Annotated in this window: 21 protein-coding genes; 1 reads left to right on the top strand and 20 read right to left on the bottom strand. The window is 60.0% G+C overall.

Going from position 1 to position 21,098, the window contains the following annotated elements; all coding sequences use genetic code 11:
• Positions 1 to 175 precede the first annotated feature (175 nt).
• The 16 genes from VH564_RS25085 to VH564_RS25010 all read right to left on the bottom strand — a co-directional run bounded on the left by VH564_RS25085 (position 176) and on the right by VH564_RS25010 (position 13,899).
• Positions 176 to 613, bottom strand: a complete 438-nt coding sequence (locus tag VH564_RS25085; RefSeq protein WP_423342563.1) for a hypothetical protein — start codon at positions 611 to 613, stop codon at positions 176 to 178.
• 219 nt (positions 614 to 832) lie between these two features.
• Positions 833 to 1,516, bottom strand: a complete 684-nt coding sequence (locus VH564_RS25080) for a LuxR C-terminal-related transcriptional regulator (RefSeq protein WP_423342562.1) — start codon at positions 1,514 to 1,516, stop codon at positions 833 to 835.
• A 130-nt stretch (positions 1,517 to 1,646) separates the two neighbouring features.
• Complete coding sequence (locus tag VH564_RS25075) at positions 1,647 to 2,402, bottom strand: SDR family oxidoreductase (RefSeq protein WP_423342561.1); 756 nt, start codon at positions 2,400 to 2,402, stop codon at positions 1,647 to 1,649.
• Positions 2,399 to 3,577 carry an alpha/beta hydrolase family protein gene (locus VH564_RS25070; protein ID WP_423342560.1) on the bottom strand — a complete coding sequence of 393 codons (1,179 nt, stop codon included), beginning with the start codon at positions 3,575 to 3,577 and terminating at the stop codon, positions 2,399 to 2,401. The genes VH564_RS25075 and VH564_RS25070 overlap by 4 nt, the downstream gene beginning before the upstream one ends.
• Positions 3,574 to 5,028, bottom strand: a complete 1,455-nt coding sequence (locus VH564_RS25065; RefSeq protein ID WP_423342564.1) for an aromatase/cyclase — start codon at positions 5,026 to 5,028, stop codon at positions 3,574 to 3,576. Before VH564_RS25065 ends, VH564_RS25070 begins: the two co-directional genes overlap by 4 nt.
• 2 nt (positions 5,029 to 5,030) lie before the next feature.
• Positions 5,031 to 6,572, bottom strand: a complete 1,542-nt coding sequence (locus tag VH564_RS25060) for a class I adenylate-forming enzyme family protein (protein ID WP_423342559.1) — start codon at positions 6,570 to 6,572, stop codon at positions 5,031 to 5,033.
• Entirely contained in the window at positions 6,569 to 6,835 is a 267-nt protein-coding gene (locus VH564_RS25055) for an acyl carrier protein (protein ID WP_423342558.1), read from the bottom strand. Before VH564_RS25055 ends, VH564_RS25060 begins: the two co-directional genes overlap by 4 nt.
• Positions 6,832 to 7,956 carry a beta-ketoacyl synthase N-terminal-like domain-containing protein gene (locus tag VH564_RS25050; protein ID WP_423342557.1) on the bottom strand — a complete coding sequence of 375 codons (1,125 nt, stop codon included), beginning with the start codon at positions 7,954 to 7,956 and terminating at the stop codon, positions 6,832 to 6,834. The genes VH564_RS25055 and VH564_RS25050 overlap by 4 nt, the downstream gene beginning before the upstream one ends.
• Positions 7,953 to 9,185, bottom strand: a complete 1,233-nt coding sequence (locus VH564_RS25045) for a beta-ketoacyl-[acyl-carrier-protein] synthase family protein (RefSeq protein ID WP_423342556.1) — start codon at positions 9,183 to 9,185, stop codon at positions 7,953 to 7,955. The genes VH564_RS25050 and VH564_RS25045 overlap by 4 nt, the downstream gene beginning before the upstream one ends.
• Positions 9,182 to 9,643, bottom strand: a complete 462-nt coding sequence (locus tag VH564_RS25040) for an EVE domain-containing protein (protein WP_423342555.1) — start codon at positions 9,641 to 9,643, stop codon at positions 9,182 to 9,184. The genes VH564_RS25045 and VH564_RS25040 overlap by 4 nt, the downstream gene beginning before the upstream one ends.
• A 40-nt stretch (positions 9,644 to 9,683) precedes the next feature.
• Positions 9,684 to 10,079 (bottom strand): SRPBCC family protein, encoded by a 396-nt coding sequence (locus VH564_RS25035; RefSeq protein ID WP_423342554.1) that lies wholly within the window; start codon positions 10,077 to 10,079, stop codon positions 9,684 to 9,686.
• Positions 10,080 to 10,110: 31 nt separating this feature from the next.
• The gene (locus tag VH564_RS25030; protein ID WP_423342553.1) at positions 10,111 to 10,479 is read right to left on the bottom strand and encodes a hypothetical protein; all 369 of its coding nucleotides are present in this window, start codon (positions 10,477 to 10,479) and stop codon (positions 10,111 to 10,113) included.
• On the bottom strand, positions 10,391 to 11,593 hold the full coding sequence (locus VH564_RS25025) for a coproporphyrinogen-III oxidase family protein (RefSeq protein ID WP_423342552.1): 1,203 nt from the start codon (positions 11,591 to 11,593) through the stop codon (positions 10,391 to 10,393). Before VH564_RS25025 ends, VH564_RS25030 begins: the two co-directional genes overlap by 89 nt.
• Positions 11,590 to 12,459 (bottom strand): cyclase family protein, encoded by an 870-nt coding sequence (locus VH564_RS25020; protein ID WP_423342551.1) that lies wholly within the window; start codon positions 12,457 to 12,459, stop codon positions 11,590 to 11,592. Before VH564_RS25020 ends, VH564_RS25025 begins: the two co-directional genes overlap by 4 nt.
• Complete coding sequence (locus VH564_RS25015) at positions 12,456 to 13,118, bottom strand: hypothetical protein (RefSeq protein WP_423342550.1); 663 nt, start codon at positions 13,116 to 13,118, stop codon at positions 12,456 to 12,458. The genes VH564_RS25020 and VH564_RS25015 overlap by 4 nt, the downstream gene beginning before the upstream one ends.
• Before the next feature lies 1 nt (position 13,119).
• Positions 13,120 to 13,899, bottom strand: a complete 780-nt coding sequence (locus tag VH564_RS25010) for an SDR family NAD(P)-dependent oxidoreductase (RefSeq protein ID WP_423342549.1) — start codon at positions 13,897 to 13,899, stop codon at positions 13,120 to 13,122.
• Between the two features lie 570 nt (positions 13,900 to 14,469).
• Here VH564_RS25010 and VH564_RS25005 point away from each other — a divergent pair.
• On the top strand, positions 14,470 to 15,438 hold the full coding sequence (locus tag VH564_RS25005) for a transglutaminase-like cysteine peptidase (RefSeq protein WP_423342548.1): 969 nt from the start codon (positions 14,470 to 14,472) through the stop codon (positions 15,436 to 15,438).
• 142 nt (positions 15,439 to 15,580) lie between these two features.
• Here VH564_RS25005 and VH564_RS25000 read toward each other — a convergent pair whose 3' ends face one another.
• The 4 genes from VH564_RS25000 to VH564_RS24985 are packed head-to-tail and all read right to left on the bottom strand — an operon-like array spanning position 15,581 to position 21,091.
• Positions 15,581 to 16,234: a ribbon-helix-helix domain-containing protein gene (locus VH564_RS25000; RefSeq protein WP_423342547.1), complete on the bottom strand. Its 654-nt coding sequence runs from the start codon at positions 16,232 to 16,234 to the stop codon at positions 15,581 to 15,583.
• 8 nt (positions 16,235 to 16,242) lie between these two features.
• Entirely contained in the window at positions 16,243 to 17,553 is a 1,311-nt protein-coding gene (locus VH564_RS24995) for an HlyD family type I secretion periplasmic adaptor subunit (RefSeq protein ID WP_423342546.1), read from the bottom strand.
• Positions 17,553 to 19,706, bottom strand: coding sequence for a type I secretion system permease/ATPase (locus tag VH564_RS24990; RefSeq protein WP_423342545.1), 2,154 nt, complete (start codon positions 19,704 to 19,706; stop codon positions 17,553 to 17,555). Before VH564_RS24990 ends, VH564_RS24995 begins: the two co-directional genes overlap by 1 nt.
• A gap of 29 nt (positions 19,707 to 19,735) precedes the next feature.
• Positions 19,736 to 21,091: a TolC family outer membrane protein gene (locus VH564_RS24985; protein WP_423342544.1), complete on the bottom strand. Its 1,356-nt coding sequence runs from the start codon at positions 21,089 to 21,091 to the stop codon at positions 19,736 to 19,738.
• Positions 21,092 to 21,098 lie beyond the last annotated feature (7 nt).

Here is a 21,098-nt window from a genome sequence, read left to right as displayed (position 1 = left end):
AATGCCGATGATCTGTTCGTCTGTAAAACGGTTGCGCTTCATCCTCTGGTCCTCTCAATGGGCCAGAGCTTACTTCAAAATGGATTAATTCGGCGGGGCAAGGTCACACGGTGCCTCTTTGTGGGCTGTAGAAGTTCCTCACCGCATTCACGGTGAGGAACCGAAGTTGGCGTCTTTAGGCGGCGCGCGCCAAGGCCGTCACGTTTTCGACCTGTGACGGAATGCCCGCGACAAGGTTCTGCCAAAGGCCAATGCTGAAGGCGTGAGCCTCCTTCTCGGTGATTTCGGCTTCCAAGGCGTAGGTCACGATGAGATGGTCACCGCTTTGCTTCATCTTGTGGTAGGTCCGCACGACGCCGCCGGGAACGGCGGTCTCGTCAGAAAACTCTTCATTCTTCGTCACTGTCTTGAGATGGACTTCGAAAGTGCTGCCGTTGCGAAGCGTAAGCGAAACGACTGATCCGGGGGCGAAGCTGCCGCGGAGGGAAGCCTTGCCGTTGCCAGCGTCCAGAGCCGTCCACTTGCTGACATCCGTCCAAATGGCCCAAATGTCGCTGGCCGAGGCATTTACAGTATTGGTATGCGATGCTTCGAATCTGACTGTCTTGCTCATTTCCTTGATCCTTGTCTTTCGTCGCGGACTGTTAAACCAAGACGGAATTGTCTTGATTGCACATTGACTTGCACCAATCGCTCGAGACGATCTTCGTTCGGGATCGATGATACAAGTGGTGCTCTGGTAGCGGCGGTTCGATCAGCTGCTCGCCGCAAATCTGCAAAGTCGAAATGGTACGCGTATCGTCCGGTCGAAGCCGGTATTGAGCATTTGCCTCTAGAGCAGGCCCATCTTCATGGCGGTGACGACGCTCGAGGTCTTGTTGCTGCATCCGAGCTTCAGGCAGGCATTCTTCACGTGAAAGTTCACGGTGTTTTTCGAGATTGCGAGTATCGACGAGATTTCTTCCGAGGTCTTGCCGTCACCGGTCCAGCGCAGAACCTCGCATTCCCGCTCCGAAAGCGCGGTCGAGAGCGCCGCACGTCGCATACGGGCGAAAACCTCGCCGCCGTGGAGGTGGATGACAAAGCTCATCCAGGCGAGCTCATCGTCGTCCCTGGTGTCGCGGGGGGCGGGATCCGACCGGCGGCGCAGGAACCCGACGAAGCCGAGATTGTTGTTGGAATCTCTTTCACCGGTGGCCCACGCAAAGCGGAAGCCCAGCTGTGTGAACTCCTTCGTCAACGGGCTGGTTTGAGGACCCGCTTCCAGGCTCCAGCATGTCGGCCGGATCGTGTTCATCACTTGAACTATGAATCGGTCGTCGGCGTGGGCTATCGTGGGGTCGGAGAAGAAACGCATCAGACTGTCGCAGCTGACGATCGCACCGAGCCTGCTGCGATTGCGCCAGTTGGATGGCCAGCTGGCATAGACAAAGCCATCGAAACCGAAGGTGGTTCCGACATCAGCGATGACCTTTCTCAGAGCCTCGACGTCAGCCGCTGCCCGGATATCACACAAAAAACGTTTCCTGAACATGACCATCCGATGCCTCTCCCAAAACCCGCAGGATGCTCTTCCTGCAGCATTCGACGCGCTCCCCTGACATCTCGACGGAGGCTAGCGCTCCTCCTTCGCGACATCCTCTGTTCTAGCTTGTGATACCTCCGTCGACGGTGAGGATTTGCCCGGTAATCCAACTGCCCGCCGGGCTCATCAGAAATGCGACAACTTCGGCGGTGTCCTTCGGTGTGCCGAGACGACCAAACGGCGCAGCGGCAGCCATCGCAGTCTGGCGCTCCACGGGGGCGAGCGCGAAAAGTCCCGGCACCGTCGGGCCGACGCGCAAGGCATTGGCGGTAATGCCGCGCGGCGCGAGCTCTTTGGCCGCAACCATGGTAAGCAGTTCGAGGCTGGCCTTGCTGGCCGCATAAAGAGAGGCGCCAGCGATTGGGCTTGAGACCACTGTCGTGGAGGTCGAGACAATCCGCCCATTGTCGGAGAGGTGCCGGGCGGCCTGGCGCAGAAGCGCGAATGTCGCATAGGCATTGGCGGCAAAAACCGCGTCGAAGGCAGCATCATCCATCGAGGCAAGCGGGCCGGGTCGGATCGCGCCGGCATTGTTAAAGAGCGCGTCGATGCGGCCGAAATGGCCAAGTGCTCTCACGAAAATTTCGTCGGCCGCGCCCTTCTGCGCGAGGTCCGCCTGGAAGACTTCGGCCGCGCCATCACCGTGGGTCGCCTGCAACTCGGCTTTCAATGACAATGCCTTTTCCAGCGACTTGCAGAAGCCGATGGCGATGCGGAAGCCGTCTTGGGCAAGCCGTCGCGCCGCAGCGCTACCGATTGCCCCGGATGCGCCGGTTACCAACGCGCAACGCCTTGAATCATTCGATGGATCGGTCATGAGAGCGCCCTTTCTTGTTTTGGCTGAATGGCGGAGACTGAATGAACAAGCCTTTCGAGCATCCAGTCGGACGCACCGATCAGGTTGGGATGAAGGTGGTTCATGCACACATGCGCTTCGGTCTCGTGGACCCTCAGCTCGTGCCGCCCGAAAGCGGCTTCGGCATGGGTTTGAAGCGCGCAGAGCGGAAAGATGTCGTCCAGCCTTCCATGAATAGACAGTATGTCCGGCCCCTGGGTATCGCCTGCCGTCTTCAAGCGCATGGTGTCGAAGCGGGCTTGAATGTCGAGTGGGTCCTCGCAGCCGAGCACAAAGGCGAAGTCCTGCTTCAAGCGCCTGGGCAACCTAGCGAACTGGGTGATCTCAGGCCCGCCGGACAGGTTGACGATGCCGCGAAACCTCCTCGGCAACGCCTGCGCCACACGCAGCGCAAAATAGCCACCGAAGCTCACGCCGAAGAACCCGAGGCGGTTCGCGTCTACCCTGCTGTCCCTCTCGAGCGCGGACAAGAGATCTGCGACCACTGCCTCCATATCGATGCGCAACGGCCGAATGCCGAGGTCCAAACCCTGCCCGGGTCCTTCAAAGAGCAGGATGGCGATCCCGCGGTTCAGAAAATATTCGCCGATCGAGAGGATCTCGATCTCCGTCATGGAATCGAGCCCATTGCAGAGGATGACACAAGGAAATCCGGTTTTCGGATGTGGCGTAAGGGGGAAGAAACGGAAGGTCGTCACTTCGCACCCCCCTACCCTTTCCGTCCGAGTTTCGTAGGCTGTTTCCGAATGCCCCATGGCCTGCGTGAAACAACGGCGGACGGATTGTCGAAGCTCCGCTTTGATGCCAGCTTCCTCGAAGAACATGAACTCGGCGAAGTGGTACGCGGCCGAGGCCGAGCGCAACGCTTCCCCTTTGCCCGCAGTGGAGGCACTCGACGCCGCCAGCATCTCGTAGCTCTCGCCAATGGCGCTGAAGCGTTTTCTCCATTCGTCCCAGAAGGCGGCCGATGCCGGATCCACGAGATCGGCGTCGAAGCCATCGAGCGCGCGGGTGATGTCGCCCCAATGAAGTTGCGGGGCAATCCTGGCGTTGGCAAACAGCAGGCGCGGCAGGAAGTAGCCGACCCGCTCCAAGACTGCCGAGGATATGCGGGCAGGACGGTTGTGCGCGTTCATGCTGCCCGCTCCCTGCCGCCGGCCTTGATATGCGCCTCGCAGGCGAGAACGATCGTCCGGCTGTTGGCCTCGATCGCTTTGCGTAGCGCCTCGTCGCGCCTTTCGGCCGCAGTGATATCGGCGACCTCTCCCCGGCGTGGCGTGGCGAAGTGGCGGCAGATCACCCGCGCGCCGGCCGGAGTCGCCGCGACTTGCCATCTCCCGTGATGCCGTTCCAGCGCGCGCGGCGGTTCAACCTGCACGAAGGAAATAGACCTTTTGACCCGGTTGCAATTGCGAAACGAGCGGAAAACCTCGCGCTCACCCGCTGCCGTCTCGATCTCGAAGAGTAATTCCTGGTAGACGCCGTCATCGAAACCCACATGGAGAGACCGGCAATGGGGCGCAAATGTCGGCCAGGCGCCAGCATTCGCAAGCGTTTGGTAAATCGCGTCTGCATCGACGTCGACGTCGACCTCTGTCTCGATGTAAAGCGGCGCGGCGGTATGATCGGCGGCGATGGTGGCAATCGCTTCCATCTCGCGTCGTGCATTCGTTTCCACAAAACCGGCGACAAAGGCAGCCGCGGCAGCGACGGTGGCAATCTCTTCGCGCAGCGCAGGCACCGGATCAATGATGGACCATGAGCGCTCGACGGCGAGAAGGCATCGCTCCGGACCAAGCGCCACCACCCGCCAGCGACCGCTCATCGCCTTCGTGTATGGCATCGGATCGATAAGCTCGTAGTCCACGACGAGCGCTTCGGCATTGACCCGTCGGCGCGTCGTCCAATCGACGCTACGGCCCGCCTGATCGGCGTGGATCTTCACCACATCCCATGCGCCATCGGGCGAAAGGACTTCCACTGCCGTACAGGCTTTGAACAGGCCCGGCCAACGGGTGGGATCGGCGACAAACGGGAAGACGAGTGTCGGCGGGGCCTCACAGATCACCGAATGACTTGCCCGGTAAAGATTGTCCGCGTCCGGCGTCTCCGCCGCGAGCCCTTCGGAGGCCTGGCGGATGTTTTCAAGCTCGACGATCGAATTCGAGTCGATGCCGGAACTGATCCAGTCCTTTGCCTGGGCTGGGGTTTCGACGCCGGCGACGAGCCCCCCGATGGTGTCGACAAGATCGTAATCGTGTTCCAGTACGAGCAGCGAATGCCCCTGCCCCAGATCATAAACGCGCCATCTTGTGCGCATTGCCGCAACCAGCACCAGCGGCGCGATCATCTCGACATCGATACGAAGGCAAACCTCATCGACGGTTCGTCGCGATTGCCAGCTTCTCGGCTCGCCGTTCACCATGGCAGTGACGGCGATGCGCTCCACGCCGTGGTCGCGTTCGATAATTTCGACCGCCAGGCAGGGTTCAAATAGCGCCGGCCAGTCCTCCGGTCTGGCTATGACGGAAAATACGCGCCTTGGTTCGGCCTGGCAGACGATCGAGTGCGACAGAACGATGGTCATGATCAACTTGCCTCCCCATGAAATGCGCCGCGAAGGGGGATCAACTCGGCCGCCGCTGCCAATCGCGCGACATCCTCCTTCAGAATCTTCTCGTTGGCATTTTTGGGAAACGGCACGGCGCTGGCGAACAGGAAATCGGGCCATTTCTCCCGCCCGAACATCTGTTCCACTTTCCGGGATAGAACATCCCGAACGTAGCCGGTCTCGCGGCGAGCAAGATCGCCATGGATACACGCCACGGGCCTTAGCGAAATTGCGTCCGCGCCCGGCAGGCCGATAAGCACAGCCTCGTCCACGCCGTCGATCGAACGAAGCAGCGCCTCGATTTCCTCCGGGTAGATCCGGTGGCCGCCAGATGTGAGCAGGCTGGAGGAGAGTCGCCCCTTGAGGATCAGATGCCCGTTCGTTTCGATGCGACCGAGATCGCCCGTTCTCAGATATCCCGTCATCGGTGTTGCTTCGCCGGTCGCCGTGTCGATATAGCCCTCCATGAGGAAGGGCCCTTCCATCAGAACTTCACCCACACCGTCCGCATCCGGGGCATCGATCCAGACACGGCTGCTCTCATCCGGTATGCCGACGCGGTATTGTTCGCCGTCCTGCAGTCCGGCGCGATGGGCCGCCTCATTCATGAAGACGAAGGGTCCGAACGTCTCGCTGAGGCCGTAGCCGAGCGTGAAATCACAGGAGAGAATCTCGCGCGCCAACCGCAGGGTCGCGCTGGGCATGGCGGCCGCGCCATAGGCCAGCATCTTCAGGCTGGAGAGATCCGCCTCGCTCTCCAAGGCCGCCGCCAAAAAGCGCTCAAGTGCGATCGGACGCAACATGATATGGGTGGCCTGGAAGGCTTCAACGAGGCTCGGCCATTCGGCGAGACGACGCGTCTGTGGGACGCAAAGCATGCCGAAATGGGCCAACGCGCCGAAGGAAAAGATCAGGCCGGTCGTGTTGTTGATCAGGCCTGAGAAGAAGGCGCGCGTGTGCGCATCGAAACCGAGATGGTCGCTGACGTTTAGGATCTTTCGCGCCACCATGTCTTCGCCGAGGCTGATTGCCTTCGGACTGCCTGTCGTGCCGCTTGAAAACAGGGTCAGGAAGCCTGCAACGGATTCTGGTGCGCTGATTGTCACCATCTCAGAGGGCGGTGCTTTCCGGGCGAGGTCGCCGCCGAGATCGAGCAGCGCGATACCTGCCTTTCGCAGTTTATCGGCGGCGGAAGGATCGAGGCAGATGACGTGTTTCGGCTGCATGGAGTGGATGATGCCCAGCCATTCGCCGAGCGCGCCCTCCTGAAGACTGTAGGGCATGACCAACCTCAACCCGAGAGCGCTGGCTGCGCAGACGAAAAAGACGCCGGTATGATCGTGGGGCAGGATGGCGAGCGCCCGGTCCCCCGTTTTCACCCCTGCACCCGCCAGCCGGTCAAGCAAGCGGGAAACGGCTGCCACCGCCTCGGCGCGTGTCCAGACGTCGGCGGGTGTAACGGCGAAGGCCAACCCCGCCGAGCCGCTTCCGCCTTGCAGGAGGCATGATACCAGTTTCATGACGCAACCGCCGTCTGAGGTTCGACGTCCTGGGCCGCGCGGTTAACGAAAGACGCGATGTCGTTGCCGGTTTTCCAATCGGTTCTTTCGCTCTTGGCAACCGTGATCCCGAAGCGCTCCGACAGCAGCCTCGCGATTTCCGTCAGCTCAGTGGAATCCATGTCATAGCCGCGGTCGAGATCCTCCGACATGTCGAACTCCTCGATGGTCGTTTCCGTGTAGCTTGCAAGCATCGTCCGAACCTCTGTGAAAATCTTGCTCATGTCGCGGGCTCCTGGCGTGGTGGAATGGAACTCAATGGAAGGTTGGCGGTGGCCCGCAGCCCGATGGCGGCGAGATTGCCGTTGGAGGACAGCCGTTGGATCACTGCCTGGCGGAACGGCCGGTCGCCTAATTCCCCGAAGGCCGACGCCGTCAGTCGGCCGTCTTTCAGCCCGCGCGCGGCGATCACCGTCTCCGTCAGGCCGCCGACGGCGAACTGCTCTCCGATGAGCGCCGAAGCATCGATCATTCGGGCGTCGATACTCTGGCGGCCCAGCGTCCGGCTGGTTTCCTCCCGTTCTCGGGAAAAACGGCCGTCTAGAACATAGAGAAGCGGATCGCCTTTGGATCGCACGAGCTTCGGCAGCATCGAGGCCAGCATGGGACCAACACGGTCGGCAGTCGCTACGAAGCCGTCATGGCTACCGACGATTTCGCACAGGATCGGCGCGCCACGCGCCTGCGCGCTGTTTCGCTCTTCGAGCACGAAGGCGGCTGCGCCCTCCGCGCCGCCGCTGGCGCGGTTTTCGCCGTAAGCTTTCGATTCCGGCCATCCCCGCGCAACAGTTCTTTCCAGAACGGTTCGCACATAGGGGCTCGAGAGGTCCTCGCTGGCGCAGCACAGGATCGTGTCGGCAAGATCCAGCATGATGGCCTGGGCGGCATAGATAAAGGCCTGCACGCCGGCAACGCCGAAGGCAGAAAATGTCTTGGAGTGGCCGCGAAAGCCGTAATGGAGTGAAATCTGGCCCTGCAGCGCCGCGGGAAACCACGCCGTGGCGACATAGGGGCCCATGGCCGCGACACCGTCCCGGTGAAGGGCAAGGACCTCGTTCTCGATACGGCCCCAGCCGCCCAGGCAATTGCCGACAAAGATGCCGGTGCGGGCGGGATCGGGGTCGCTCCCAAGGAGCCGACTTTCCGCGAGCGCCGTGGCGGCGACGGCCATTCCCTTGTGGCAAAAGCCGTCGGTCTTGCGTTTCAGCCGCTCGCTGATCGGGCATTGGTCGTGCACGACTGCCTCGGCGAGCATACGAATTTGGACATATCCCGGCCTGTCCGGCAGTTGCGGAGCGGCATGATCCAGTGCCGTGGCGGCGGTGATAACGACATTGCGGGTCATGCCTGGCCCGCCTTCATGACGAGGACGCTGTGGATGCCGGAAAAACCGCTTGTCAGCTTCATGGCCGACCTTATTGGTCTCCGCCTGCTAGTCCCGGGCACGTAGTCAAGATCGCAGGCCGGGTCTTTCCGCCGGTAATTCGCCGTCGGATGAATATGTTGATGGAAAAGCTCGAGGCTCAACGCCACGCATTCAATGGCGTTGGCCGCGGCCAGCGCGTGCCCGGTCATCGATTTCAGTGAGTTGATCGGGATCGTTTTCGCCAGTTGGCCAAAAACCGCCTTGACCGCTGCCGTCTCGTTGATGTCGTTCTGCGGCGTTGAGCTGCCGTGCGCACTGATATGATCGACCTCGTCGCGGTCAATGCCGGCATCGACCAGTGCCAACTCCATGCAATGGGCCAACGCTTCGCCGGAGGCCGGAAGGTCGGTCATGTGATAGGCATTGTTGACAGAGGCATAGCCCGTGACCTCGGCATAGATGGTTGCTCCGCGTGCTATCGCGTGGTCGGAATTCTCCAAGAGCAGCATGCCGCAACCCTCGGAAATCACGAAACCGTCGCGATCGGCCGTAAACGGAGCTGACGCCAGCTGGGGATCGTCAACTTGCCGCGTGGACAGGGCGCCCAGCGCCTCGAAGGAGCCGATCGACAAAGGGCAGAGAGGCGCCTCGCTCGCGCCCGCCAGCATCACGTCCATGTTTCCAAGGCGGATTTGATTATAGGCGAAGCCCAGCGCATCCAGGCCTGCTGTGCAGCCGGTCGAAATATTGACCACCATCCCTCTCGCGCCGCACATCTCGGCGACCGAGGTCGCCGCCTGTCCGAAATCGAAAGTCGCCAGCGCGTCGTTGGGAAGCTCTGCTTCTTCTCCGAGCGCTGCGAGCCGGAGAAGATTGGTCTCCATCTCAGCTGCCCCCGCGATGGCACTGGCAACGCAGACGCCGAAACGGTCCCTATCTATGGCCGAGAGGCTTATTGCTCCATCGTCGACGGCCATCCGCGCTGCTTCCACCGCAAAGGCCTGATGGCGACCTCCCGGACCGGAGAGCGCGCCGTCGAAGCCTTCTACAGCCCCGACCGCTTGTGACCGGAACCCGAACGCCGCTGCGTTCGGGTTCACTTTGAGGCCTGAGGTGCCGGCAATGACATTTTTCCAGAATTCAGTGCGACCCACGCCGTTTGGCGCGATGACTCCGAGGCCAGTCACCACCACTTTCTGCCAGGTCATAGCAGTGTCCTTTCCTCGGCGAAGCGATCCCGCCATGTGTCGCCGTCAATCATCGCGGCGGCTAAGTATTCGAAATCATGCCGGCTGATCTTGAAGTGGCCAAACCGGAACTGGTAGCCCCAGTTCGGGTTGTCGCGCGTGAAGTCGAGGACGTCGAGCATGCTGTGGATGGGGACTTCCACTGCGGGAAAGTAGGAAACATCGCGGCGAAAGGGCACGAAATCGGGCGTCATCTGGAACTGATAGGAGTGGGCGCCGACCACTTCGCCGATGGCGGTGAAGGACTGGCATTTCTCCTTGCCGCGAAAGGTGGCGGTCGGCGAGTAGAACACGATGCCATCGCCAACGGCCATGCGGTCCAGCGGCGAACGCTTGCCATGGCAAACCTGGCAAAAGCCTTCTCTCTCGCCCCGTTTGATGTGCTCCAGGGATACGACCCCGCACCAGAAGGAAGTCACGGCATGCCCCTTTCATTGAGAGGAGGACGATCTTGCCAAGTCAGGCCTCGACGATGTCGCGGATATTAGCCAGTGCGCCGCCCAGCCCGCCCTGCATGTGAGGCCAGATCTCGTCGCCGAAGAAACCGGCCTCCGGCGTGTTGATAATGGCTTCGACCTCATGGGTGAGTTCGACTTTGCCGCCAACGGGCCGCATGCGGTGCGCGGTGCGGATTGTGCCAAAGGGCAACTCGATCTCGTCGGTGAATTCCTCGCCCTGGGTGACGCTGCGGAGTGTTACGGTCAGCGCTTCCCCTCCCCTTGGGGTCAACTCGAAGGTGTTGCCCGCGCGGAAGGCCCCGGAGAATGTGGTTGTCTCCAGCCCGTCGTCCCAGCGCGGCCAGCCGTTGATATCGACCCAGACGGCCCAGATGTCTCCGGGCGGGGCGTCGATCATTGTGGTTTCGCTTGCAAAGAATCGTTGCGTCTCAGACATGGGTAACAGCCTCCCGGATGTGGGCGTTAGAGAAAGGCGATGGCGGCGGTGGCGTGATGTCGCCAAGCCAGAAGCTGCGTTCCTGGGCTCCGACCTCCACCATGACGCCGTTGAGCGACCAGTTCGGTTCCGAAAGCGAAGCGGTGTCCGACCAGAAGGCCGGGTTGAAGAACTCCAGGATGATGTTGGTGTGCCAGATCAGCCCGAGCGGCGTGAGCCTAATGCGGTCTGGCAGGAGCTCGATGAGGCCCTTGGCTGTCAGCCGCCCGATCTCACTCTCGAAATCCTCGAGGAAGGATGAGCCAAACTTGCTCGCGTAGAAGGCGAACTCGATCTCGTAGTAGAGCAGTGCGAAAATCACGTAGCGTTCGCGCTGCACGCGGGCCGACAGGGCGTCGGTCGTCGGTCGTCGAACTGATGACGAATTCGCCTCTTTCGCAGGCCTGGACATAGGCTTCCACATCGGTGCCGGTGCCCAGACGGTAGCCTTCGAAATAACTGTAGGAGCCCGGCCCTATCGCCAGCGTATCCACGTAGACCTTCCAGTTCCAGTGGTTGTACATGTTCTCGTAGCCGGGCTTGCAGAAATGATCGACCATGTACATCTCAAAGCCCATCGCCTCGGCGAGGGCCTTGGCCTCGGTATACATCGCCTTGACCATCGGCGTTTCGGCGTCGGGTGGTGGCGCCACCTTGCCTTTGGCGATTAGCTTATGCTGCGGCGTGTCCCTGTGGATGCGGTAGAGATAGATGGTGAAATGCGGGACATCGAGCTCGCTGAGCTTTTTGAGGTCTCGCTGCCACACGTCCAGGGTATGACCCGGCATGTTGTACATCAGATCGAGTTGGATGTTCTCGAATCCCCGGCCCTGGAGGGCACGGATGACCCGAATGGAATCGTCCGCGGCGTGCGGCGAGCCAATGGTAGCGAGGATTTCCGGCTGGAAAGACTGGACGCCGAGGCTCAGTCTGTTGATCCTGGAACTGACGAGAAAATCGATCTTCTCCTCGTCGAAATCGCGAGCATTGCCCTCCAACGTGAATTCGTAATCGTCGGAAACCGTGAACAGCGAAAACACGGTATCGACCAAACGCTTCAGGTTTGCGGTTGTCAGGATGCTTCCTGTCCCGCCGCCGATATAGATATTGCGCAACAAGCCGGTCTTCCAGCGCCGGAACGTCGCCCAGTGGGCAATGTCCTTGATGAGCGCATCCACAAACAGGTCCTCGCTGTTGCGCCTGTCGTTTTCTGCCAAAAGACTAATGAAATAGGGACAGGATTTGCACCGCGTCCGGCAGAAAGGAATGCCGAGATAGAGGACAAAATCTCCGCCTTCGTCGTGAAGCGCTTGAAGACGATTGAGGAAAGCCTCGCCCTCGGCATTGCGGTGCATGCCGGGCGGATAGAGAATGAAGGGAAGGTAGCACTTATTGGGATATGGGCGGTCCCTGTCGTCCGGATCGAGCGCAGTCATGTGGTCCTCCCCACCGATACTGGTTGTAACCTGTCCTCGAAAATCGCCACGACCCGGCTCCAGGCTGCATCCGCATGCTCGAGCTTGATCGGCAGGCAGCTCACACGAAAGCCGTTCGCCTTAGGCAGACGGTCAAGATTGCTGAGCCTTTCAATCTGCAGGTAAGGCCGGTCGCGCCCCATCATGTGGGCAGGCCAGAGCACAGAGGCATCACCGTTCTTGCGGTAGGCGGCGATCATCTGCATGAAGGGGGCATCGAAGCTGAATGCATCGGTTCCGATGACCCTGACCCCTCGATCGAGCAGATAGGAAACCGCGCTAGGATGGATCGGACGGTAGTCGGAGAAATACTCGCGTCGACCGAACAGCCGGCTCGCCCCCGTGTTGATCAGCACGATATCGCCTTCTGACACCGATATCCCGGCGAGTTCGCATTGCCGAGCAACATTGTCGGCATCGATTTGCTCCCTAGGGTCGGCGCTGCAGTCGATCAGCACACCCGCGCCGTAGCACCATCCAAGTGGAATTTCCGAAATCGTATCCGGAAGATCTCGCGTGTTCTTGCGCCAGCCATAGTGGAAAGGCGCGTCGACATGCGTGCCGGTGTGAGTTGATAGCCGGTAAAACATTTGCGACAGGCCCATGGCATCGGGGAAGTCGCGGTGGCTGATCAGACGCCCATCGGCGGGAAGAAAACGCTGTAACACGCCGCGCCAACCCTTGCGGCGCTCGAAGTACCAGGCACTTCTGCCGAGCTTGTCGGCACCGGCCGTGTGGTTGATCCATTCGACTTCGATTGGCTCGGGCTCCCAGCTGTCGGGGGAAATGGCGACGGAAAGGTCGATGATCGTCATGTCGGCGCTCATTGGGGCACACTCCCGCACAGCGTCTCAAAATCGGTGAGACTGGTTGCGATCTCGATCGGTTCACCCTCATGAGCAACGGCGCAGACCCAATCGAAACTCGCCAAGATCCGCACATTGTCTTCGCCAGCAGGGAACGGCCGGCCTCCGGCAATATGATCGTGGATACCCCGCCCCGCCCGCTTTAACCCTGCTTCCAATCGGGTCCAGGCCATACACGCTTCGAACCGCGCAATGCCGGGCGGCAGCGAGGCGAGCGCAGCCGCGCCGGGAAAGCCGAGGAAGTTCAGAAGCGCTCGCAGATCGCTCCGCCCGCAACTCCGTTCGATATCGATTCCAACCGGCCTATCGCAAACAGCCGTCGCGCAGACCGGCCCCGAGGCACTTGTTGAAACATGGCGGCGAAGCCCCCCCTCGAGCAGCGCCCGGATATGGCGGTCCGGATCCCGCAGGATCGTGGCGTTTCCGTGCGAGCGGGAAAGCAGCGCAAGCTGCGCCGATCGACGGAACTGGAACAGCCGGCGCCTCTGGGGTTGGCGAATGCGCTGCCAGTCTGCCCTGTCGCCGGCGTCGGTGAGGGGAAGACGTTCGACACAGTCGGTGTCGTCGAGCGGGACAATGGACAGTTGCAGTTTCGCGTTATCGCAGCCGTTCGATGCCATCTCAGTAATTCCCCAATCCGCCGCAAACGTTGAGTGCCTGCGCCGTCACGCCGGCGCTGTGGGGGCCGACCAGATAGGCGACCATTTCCGCCACCTCTTCCACGTCAATGTAGCGGCCGATAGGAACCCGTTCTTCAATACGGCGCCGGGTTTCCTGCGCATCCGTCTTCCAAATGGCGGCATAGTGTTCGCGTACCCGTTCCGCCATTGCCGTCTCGACGAAGCCGGGGCAGACGGCGTTGACGGTTATGCCGGAGCCGTTGCGAGCAAGTTCGAGCCCTAGCGCCTTGGTCAGCCCCACCAGCCCGTGCTTGGAAGCGCAATAGGGAGCGCCATGGATGACGCCCTGCTTGCCGCCGGTCGAGGCGATGTTGATGATGCGACCGCCCGCCTGCATAAGGTTCAAGCCCAGCGCGTGGCGCAAGACGTAGAATGCGCCGTTGAGATTGACATCAATGACCCGGTCCCAGAGTTCCGTCGGCACCGCACTGGTGACGCCGCCACCGGAAATGCCCGCGCCGTTGACGACGACGTCAAGCTTCATGGCGCGCTGCTTCAGCGTAGCGAGCGCCGCTTCGACCGCATTGGCATTCGACACGTCCAAAACGATTGTTTCTGTCGTGCCGTGCGGACGGCCAACACGCATTTCAGCGGCCATGGATGTCAGTTTCTGTTCGTCGCGCGCGACGAGCAGGAGATCGAAGCCGTCACGCGCCAGCCGGGTCGCGATCGCTCTTCCGATCCCTCCCGATGCACCGGTGATCAAGGCCTGCTTCACCATCCCAACTCCGGAAAACCTGCGTGTTTCGACGACCGGGAGAATAGCGCATAGAGTGCAATCAGTGAACTACTAAACTTTGTAGTGTTCTTCGTCAGAGGTTTTCTGTAGAATTCGCCGATCCTTTCCGCCCGCGCGCTTCGTGAGCACAAACCGACGACCGCTTGCTTCCGGAAGCTCTGCCCTAAAGAGACCGTCTCACGGATTGCCGTGCCGCCATCCATGTATGGAACTGGCCACGCCCGGTTTCATCGGCCAATATCATGGCCGGGTACTGTAAACTTATCGCCTTGAACGCAGCATCTTGGCAGCTCCGGTCGGATGTATAATTGAGCTGCCGGCTCCTCTGCGTGACGGCCCTCAGCCTCTGTCCTTCGCAGTTCTGACGCGGCCTTCGTCACCAATCCTCAGACTCCTCAGTCTATCTCCTCCCACGATTAACAAGACATAAAGAAGAGGCGTACAATTTTATACTTATTTGAGCGACGATTTTATACTTAGGTTATTTACAAATTCGAACCGTATATTCATAGGACGCCACTACTATCTCAACAAAAGGAGATAGTAAGTCCAATGATACGCAAGAATATCAGGAATGTACTTTTGGCTGCAACGGCAGCATTCTTTACGACTTCGCTGTGCATGGCATCCGACAATGCAAGCAGCACGCCCGAAGCGGATTTCTCCAACGCGTTGATCGAAACGGCAGTCGGTTTTTCGGCGCCGGCGTTCCTTCCGGGTCTGGGCGATATCGTGCTGGCTGCCGCGGCAAACGCCGAACGCACAGTTCATGCTATCGACGTCGCGTCGCTGCTGCCGGCGCTGGCAGTCGAGCCGGCCGGGCTCCCTAGCGATAAGGTTGCCATGATGACCCCATCTCGCCCGACGCGGCTGGATAGCGGCGCCTCCAACGATTCTGTCTTCAAAACCGTCGCCATCCCGTTCAAGCGCCTGGCTGCGCTTGAAAAGTTCGCGCCATCGCTGAACGAGATGAGAAGCGGTCATGGGCTCGATTGCGCAGCCCGTGGCTGCCATGCCGCGGATGCTGCCGTCAAAGTTGCCGAAGGCAAAACGGCGCGCGCGTCGCTGCGGGATAAGATCGAGCAGGTGAATTACACGGTCAACCATGCGATCCGCTACGCAAGCGACATGCAAACCTACCATGTCACCGACTACTGGGCGAAACCCAGCGAGACCCTTTCCCGACAACAGGGGGACTGCGAGGATTTCGCAATTCTGAAGATGTCGGTCCTGCATGCGGAAGGTGTCAGCCTCGATGACATGGCGCTTGTCATCCTCTTCGACCAGCAGCGCCACTTCTATCATGCTGTCCTGTCGGTGTCTGTCGAAGGCCGTCGCCTAATCCTTGACAACATGCGTGATCAGGTGTTGGCCGACAGGCAGATTACCAGCTATCTGCCGCTCTATTCGATCGTTGATGGCCGCGGCTTTCTGCATGGATCGCGCGATCCGCATGCGCTGGCGATGGCCTCCGCGGTCCCGCTTACCAAAATTGCTCCCGGCGAGGGTGCGACCAACTAATAGGGTTCGCCGACCCAGATGTATCGAAGCGCCTCTTGTGACAACAAGAGGCGCTCTTTCATCATTTTAGGGCTAGTTCAACCCCATCAACAAAAATGACGCCTCCCGGCGCCACTTGCAAAGCGATGCCGTTGTGAAGGCATCAGTACCGGGAGATATAGCCGATCAGCATCGGCACTTCATGTGCCGGCGCCAGAGCAAGATTGATCTGGCCGCTCAGCGACTGCGAACCGAGCCCGATCTTGAAGCCTGTGTTGAGCGTCTTTCCCCGATTGGCGGACAGGACGCTCAACACTTCCTCGACCTGGGTATCGATCGAAAAGCGCAGATTGCGGGCCAGTTGCTGGACATCCTCGATCAGCGGCTGACGACGACGCAGCATGGTCAAGAAGGCGTCGTTGAACAACTTGATCTTCCGGTCTGCGGTCAGGATGACGGTGGGCGACGGTGACGCCTGCAGGATGGCATTGAGGTTGGTGAGCGAGGAAAGATCCTCGAGAGCATCCAGCCGGCGAAGCGCCCATTTGAAGCTGAGCACGCGCAGCAGCGACGTCAGATTGCCGGCTTCGGACATCTGCGTGGCGGTATGATGGACGATGTCCCCAGTGCTGATACCGCTGAAATCGGACATCCGGTTGAGTCCGTCCCAATAGATACGTTCGAGCCTTATGCCGCGACGCTCGCCGCGACCGGTCACCGCGCGAAAGCGCGGCTCCAGTTCATCGACTTCGATCATCGGCAGTGAATCTCCTGCGGAGATCACATCCAGTGCATTGCCGTCCTCCACCTTCGCCATGACCGCCCCTACCGTTCCGTAAGCGCTTCTGAGCGCGCCTTGTTGATCGGCTTCATGAGATAGGCGAGTACCGTCTTGCGCCCGGTCATGATCTCGGTTGAAGCGACCATGCCTGGGATAATCGGATTGCTTTTGCCGTCGCGCTCCAACACCGACTTGTCGGTCTTGACGCGGACAAGATAGTAGGTCTCGTTCTTGTCCTTCTCGACGAGGCTATCGGCGGATATGTTGACGACTTCCCCGTCGAGAGCGCCGAAAATCGAAAAGTCATAAGCGGAGATCTTGACGACCGCCCGTTGCCCGACGCGCACGAAGGCGACATCCCGGGGGGAGATTTTTGCCTCGATCAGCAAGGTATCAGCGGTTGGCACGACCCCCGCGATCACCTTTCCGGCGTCGACATAGGCGCCAATCGTGTTGACCTCCAGCGTGTTGACGATGCCGTCCACCGGTGAGCGGATGTCGGTATGCTTGACGCGATCGCTCGCACCGCGAATGGTCTCGTCCACGACCGAAAGCTCCGCCAACGCCTGCGCCTTGTCGGCAAGCGCCTGCTGGCGCAATTGCAGCCCCAGGTCGTCGACCTGGAGCGTCGCCTCCTGCACCGACGCCCGCAGCCGATCGAGGCTTTCGACGTAGACCTTCAGTTGACCCTGTTGATCAACGAGATCACGCTGCACCTTCAATACCTCGGTCTGGGCGACAAGCTTCTTTTCGCCCAGCGGCTTTAGCATGTCATACTGCTTTTGCGCCCCAACGATGTTTTCGGTCAGGCGATCGATATTGGCATGCGCCTCTTCAAGTTCGTTCTCATGCTGTTTGAGGCGCTGCTGAAGCACATCCTGCTTGTTCTGGTAGCTCGCGCGATCGGCTTTGAAGAGCTTTTCTTCATTGTCGCAGACCGCTTTAGCGACAGAGAGCACATTCGCCGGGCAAATGAAGGGGGTGCTGTAGTCGCCGGCCTCCTCGAGCGCCAGCCGACCAACCTTGGCACCCAGGGCACGCGCCTTGGCAACCGATTCGCCAAGCGTCGATTGCGTTGTCGTGTTGTCGAGCTGGACCAGGAGGTCGCCTTTGCGGACGACCTGCCCGAGATTGACACTGATTTCCTGAACGATGCCCGGCTCCGACGATTGCACGATCTGGGTTTTCGAGATGGGAATGACCTTCCCCTCGCCACGTGCAATCTCGTCTATCTCCGAAACGGAGGCCCATGCGACGAAGCATGCGACCAGCAGGGCGCAACTGACAAGAATGCTCCGTGCCAGGAACGGCGGCGTGTCAAGAACCTGATGGTGGTGCGGGTTACGAGCCAACATTACTTCATGGCCCTGTTCTGCATTGCTTCGATAACCGCGTGCTTCGGTCCGTCGGCGATGATCCTGCCCTTATCGACGACGATCAGCCGATCGACCAATTCCAGCATGCTATGGCGATGCGTCGCCACCAGGAGCGTGGTCTCGGGGCCGAAAGCATCGGTAAGCTTATTGATGAGGTGACGCTCCGTGGCCAAGTCCATGGCACCCGAAGGCTCATCGAGAAAGACGATTTTCGGACGGGTCAGCAGCAAACGCGCGATGGTCAGCGCCTGCTTCTGGCCGTTCGATAGATTAGAACCGCGTTCGCCGACGGGCATGTCAAACCCTCGGGGGTGAACGGACACGAACTCCTCGACGCCCGTCATGCGGGCAACCGCAAGCAGCTCCTCATCGCTGGCGTCGGCGCGGCCGAGCAGCAGGTTCTCCTTGACCGTGCCCGAGAAAAGGTCGGAGGACTGGCCTGCAACAGCGACTGCCGACCGCACTTCAGCCATGTGGTACTGCCGCACGTCCACACCGTCGATCAGGATACGTCCGCTGGTCGGCTGGAAAAGTCCGTCGAGCAGACGGCCAAGCGTCGTCTTGCCGGATCCGATGCGACCGATGATGCCGATCTTTTCACCAGGCGCAACGTTGAAGGACAGCTGGTTGATAACCGGCTGATCGGACCCCGGGTACTGAAACACGACATTCTGAAAGGAGAAGCCACCGCTGCGGATCTGGCGGTTGACGAAGCCGACGGTGGAAGGTCGGTCGTCGGGCTGCTCCATGATTTTGTCGAGGATGCGCAACGACATTGTCGCCTGGCGAAAACGCGCAAGCGTCATGGCGATTTGGCCGAAGGGCGCACCTGCTCGGCTTGCCAACATGACCGTTGCCACGATCGCGCCCATGGCGATCTTGCCATCCGAAAACTCATAGGTGCCTGCAACGACGATCAGTACGCTGACGATCTGCTGCAGGAACATCGTCATGTTGAGTGCGTTCGACGAGATGTTCTTGATCTCTTCGCTGGTACGACTGGAGTGTTTTGTCAGTTCCTGCCAGCGGCGCAGCATGGTCGCCTCGGCACGCAAGCTCTTCAGCGTTTCGATCGTCGAGATCGTTTCGACCAGCAACGACTGGCGACGCGAAGCCTCGTTGGCGGCCGTCGCCATACGTCTGCCGATCTGTGCCTGGGCCCACAATCCGATAGCCACCGAGGCGACGAAAGCGACGGCGGGAATGACGACCAGCCATCCTGCAATCATATAGATAACGATGAGGAAGATGACGACGAACATGCTGTCGATCAAAACGCCGATCGTGTTCGAGGTGAAAAACTCTCGGACGAACTCGTATTGTGACACTCGGTTGGCGTATTCACCCGTGGACATCGGACGCGAGGCCAGGGTCGAATTCAGGATCTTGTCGAAAATCAGCTGCGACAGGCGCATGTCGGCCTTGCGCCCGGCATAGTCGATCAACGCCGCTCGGGCAATTTTCAACAGAAAGTCGAACAAATAGGCGAGCGTGATGCCTGCCGTCAGGACCCAAAGCGTTGGAAACGCCTTGTTTGGCAGAACACGGTCATAGACGTTCATCGTAAAGAGCGGAGAGGCGAGCGCGATGAGGTTGATGAACAAGGCAGCCAGCATGACGCGGGTGTAGGTGCGCCAGTATGGAACGAGCGTTGCTGCCAGCCAATGGCGTTTCTCGATCTCCATCGCATGGCCGACACGGGCCTCTTCCGAGGAATTGTCATAGAAGAGCGTGAAGGCAAAGGCGAACTGCGGATTGAGCGCCGCAATCTCGGCAAGCGTCAGCCGCGCGGGCTGGCCGGCGCCTGTGACAATGTCTATGATATATCGGCCATCTGAGGAAACTTCGAGCAGAGGCAGCACGCCACCATCGGCAAAGATGATGATGGCCGGACAATCAAAGTTTCCAAGCCGGCAATCACGCTCCTTGTGCTTCAAGACCTGCAGCCCGACCCTGTCGGCCAGCCGCTCGATGTCGTCCTGCTCCATCGCATCGAGGACTTCGTCCGGGACACCCGAGAACAGCACAGTGTCCGAATTCGGACGCCCGTAGAAGGCGGCAACCGATTTGAATGCCGACTTAAACGTCTGCAGTGGCATGCTGACTGAAGTTTCAGGTGCTACGTTCAACATGACGCGTTACCCAAGCCTCATCACCGCAATCAACGGATCGGCTCGAGCAGGTCCAGCGGCAACCCAGGCTTCTGATGCGAATCGTATTTCACGTAACCAGGATCGGAGGTTGACGAAGACACTGCAAACTGGTCCCTGGCATAGGCCGTGGCCTGGCCAACCGGCTTCAGGTTCATGGTCGACAGCAGCTTGCCTGACGCGGCGAGGATCTTGTACTCGGCAAACAACGCAGCCACATCGGCCGTCTTTGCCAAGACCTCGGTGTTGAAACGCGTGTTCTGCGAGTCAAGCAAATCGAGCAGTGAGCGCTGACCGACCTTGAACTGCTCGCGATAGGACGAGACGAGCTGGCCGTTGGTGCGCTCCTGCTTGGCGAGAATCGCTGCCAGCTGGCCCTGATTGACGCGCTCGCTCCATGCGGATCGCACCGATTGATCGACCTCGCGATAGGCCTGGCTCAGCGCAAACCGCTGCTCACCCGCACGGCGAACCTGCTCCTGCTCGCGGGCCATATCGATGCCGCCATGGTAGAGATTCCATTTCGCGACCAGACCGACCTGAAGATCATTGGTGTTGCCGGTGTTGCCATCGACATCGTTGCCGACCCGGGCGCTGCCGACGAGATCGACCTTTGGAAGAAATGCCGCCTTCGAGCCGCGCACGTCGGCATCGGCTGCGTTGACATCGGCCTGGGCGGAAAATATCTGCGGGTTGCTTTTCTGCGCCACAAAGATGGCATCATCGAGCGTCTTCGGCAGGTAGTGACTGACGGAAGGCGGACGCTGCGGCTTGACGATCGGCTCGCCCACCGCCTGCAAGAAGCGAATTTTCGTGGCATCCAGCTCCTGCTTGGCTTCTTGAAGGCGAGCATTTGCTGCCAGCAGCCGTTCGTTGCCTTGATAGCGATCTGCATCGGTCAGGGCACCGCCCTTGATACTGTCTTCAATATTGCCGAGAATCTGCTTGTGGAAGGAGACATTCTTTTCAGCCGCAGCAACAATCTCGGCCTGCAGCATATATTCGAGGTAATCTTGCGTGACTTCGAGCGCCAAGGCTTCCGAACGCTGCTGAACACGGAAAGATGCGCTATCGACACGGGCTGCCTGCTTGTCCTTTTGGGCAGCGCGATCGCCGCCGTCGAACAGCCTTTGCGTAACGGTAAGACTTACATCGGAAGGGTCCAAGTAGTCTCGACTGGTTGTCAGAGTCCCTGATGTTAGATCAGACAGTCTACGACGGCCAACGCCCGACTGCAGGTCAACAGATGGCAAGTAAAGACCTCGAGCCTGTCGGAGCTCAAACTCGGTTGCTTCCCGATTTTGCGCTGCCTGCATGATCTGCGGGTTTGTTTTCATTGTCTGATCGATCGCCTGCTGCAACGTCATGGCGCTC

Source organism: Rhizobium sp. HT1-10 (genome assembly GCF_049472505.1).
GTDB lineage: Bacteria > Pseudomonadota > Alphaproteobacteria > Rhizobiales > Rhizobiaceae > Rhizobium.
This window is presented reverse-complemented; position numbering and strand designations above follow the sequence as displayed.

What these genes read in the sequence shown, in the direction of transcription:
- VH564_RS24990 (WP_423342545.1), bottom strand. Translation starts at nt 19,706, where the DNA reads ATGTTGAACGTAGCACCTGAAACTTCAGTCAGCATGCCACTGCAGACG.
- VH564_RS25060 (WP_423342559.1), bottom strand. Translation starts at nt 6,572, where the DNA reads ATGAAACTGGTATCATGCCTCCTGCAAGGCGGAAGCGGCTCGGCGGGG.
- VH564_RS25085 (WP_423342563.1), bottom strand. Translation starts at nt 613, where the DNA reads ATGAGCAAGACAGTCAGATTCGAAGCATCGCATACCAATACTGTAAAT.
- VH564_RS25000 (WP_423342547.1), bottom strand. Translation starts at nt 16,234, where the DNA reads ATGGCGAAGGTGGAGGACGGCAATGCACTGGATGTGATCTCCGCAGGA.
- VH564_RS25070 (WP_423342560.1), bottom strand. Translation starts at nt 3,577, where the DNA reads ATGAACGCGCACAACCGTCCTGCCCGCATATCCTCGGCAGTCTTGGAG.
- VH564_RS25015 (WP_423342550.1), bottom strand. Translation starts at nt 13,118, where the DNA reads ATGGCATCGAACGGCTGCGATAACGCGAAACTGCAACTGTCCATTGTC.
- VH564_RS25065 (WP_423342564.1), bottom strand. Translation starts at nt 5,028, where the DNA reads ATGACCATCGTTCTGTCGCACTCGATCGTCTGCCAGGCCGAACCAAGG.
- VH564_RS24985 (WP_423342544.1), bottom strand. Translation starts at nt 21,091, where the DNA reads ATGACGTTGCAGCAGGCGATCGATCAGACAATGAAAACAAACCCGCAG.
- VH564_RS25035 (WP_423342554.1), bottom strand. Translation starts at nt 10,079, where the DNA reads ATGATCGACGCCCCGCCCGGAGACATCTGGGCCGTCTGGGTCGATATC.
- VH564_RS25050 (WP_423342557.1), bottom strand. Translation starts at nt 7,956, where the DNA reads ATGACCCGCAATGTCGTTATCACCGCCGCCACGGCACTGGATCATGCC.
- VH564_RS25005 (WP_423342548.1), top strand. Translation starts at nt 14,470, where the DNA reads ATGATACGCAAGAATATCAGGAATGTACTTTTGGCTGCAACGGCAGCA.
- VH564_RS25020 (WP_423342551.1), bottom strand. Translation starts at nt 12,459, where the DNA reads ATGAGCGCCGACATGACGATCATCGACCTTTCCGTCGCCATTTCCCCC.
- VH564_RS25025 (WP_423342552.1), bottom strand. Translation starts at nt 11,593, where the DNA reads ATGACTGCGCTCGATCCGGACGACAGGGACCGCCCATATCCCAATAAG.
- VH564_RS25045 (WP_423342556.1), bottom strand. Translation starts at nt 9,185, where the DNA reads ATGACCTGGCAGAAAGTGGTGGTGACTGGCCTCGGAGTCATCGCGCCA.
- VH564_RS25010 (WP_423342549.1), bottom strand. Translation starts at nt 13,899, where the DNA reads ATGGTGAAGCAGGCCTTGATCACCGGTGCATCGGGAGGGATCGGAAGA.
- VH564_RS25075 (WP_423342561.1), bottom strand. Translation starts at nt 2,402, where the DNA reads ATGACCGATCCATCGAATGATTCAAGGCGTTGCGCGTTGGTAACCGGC.
- VH564_RS24995 (WP_423342546.1), bottom strand. Translation starts at nt 17,553, where the DNA reads ATGTTGGCTCGTAACCCGCACCACCATCAGGTTCTTGACACGCCGCCG.
- VH564_RS25055 (WP_423342558.1), bottom strand. Translation starts at nt 6,835, where the DNA reads ATGAGCAAGATTTTCACAGAGGTTCGGACGATGCTTGCAAGCTACACG.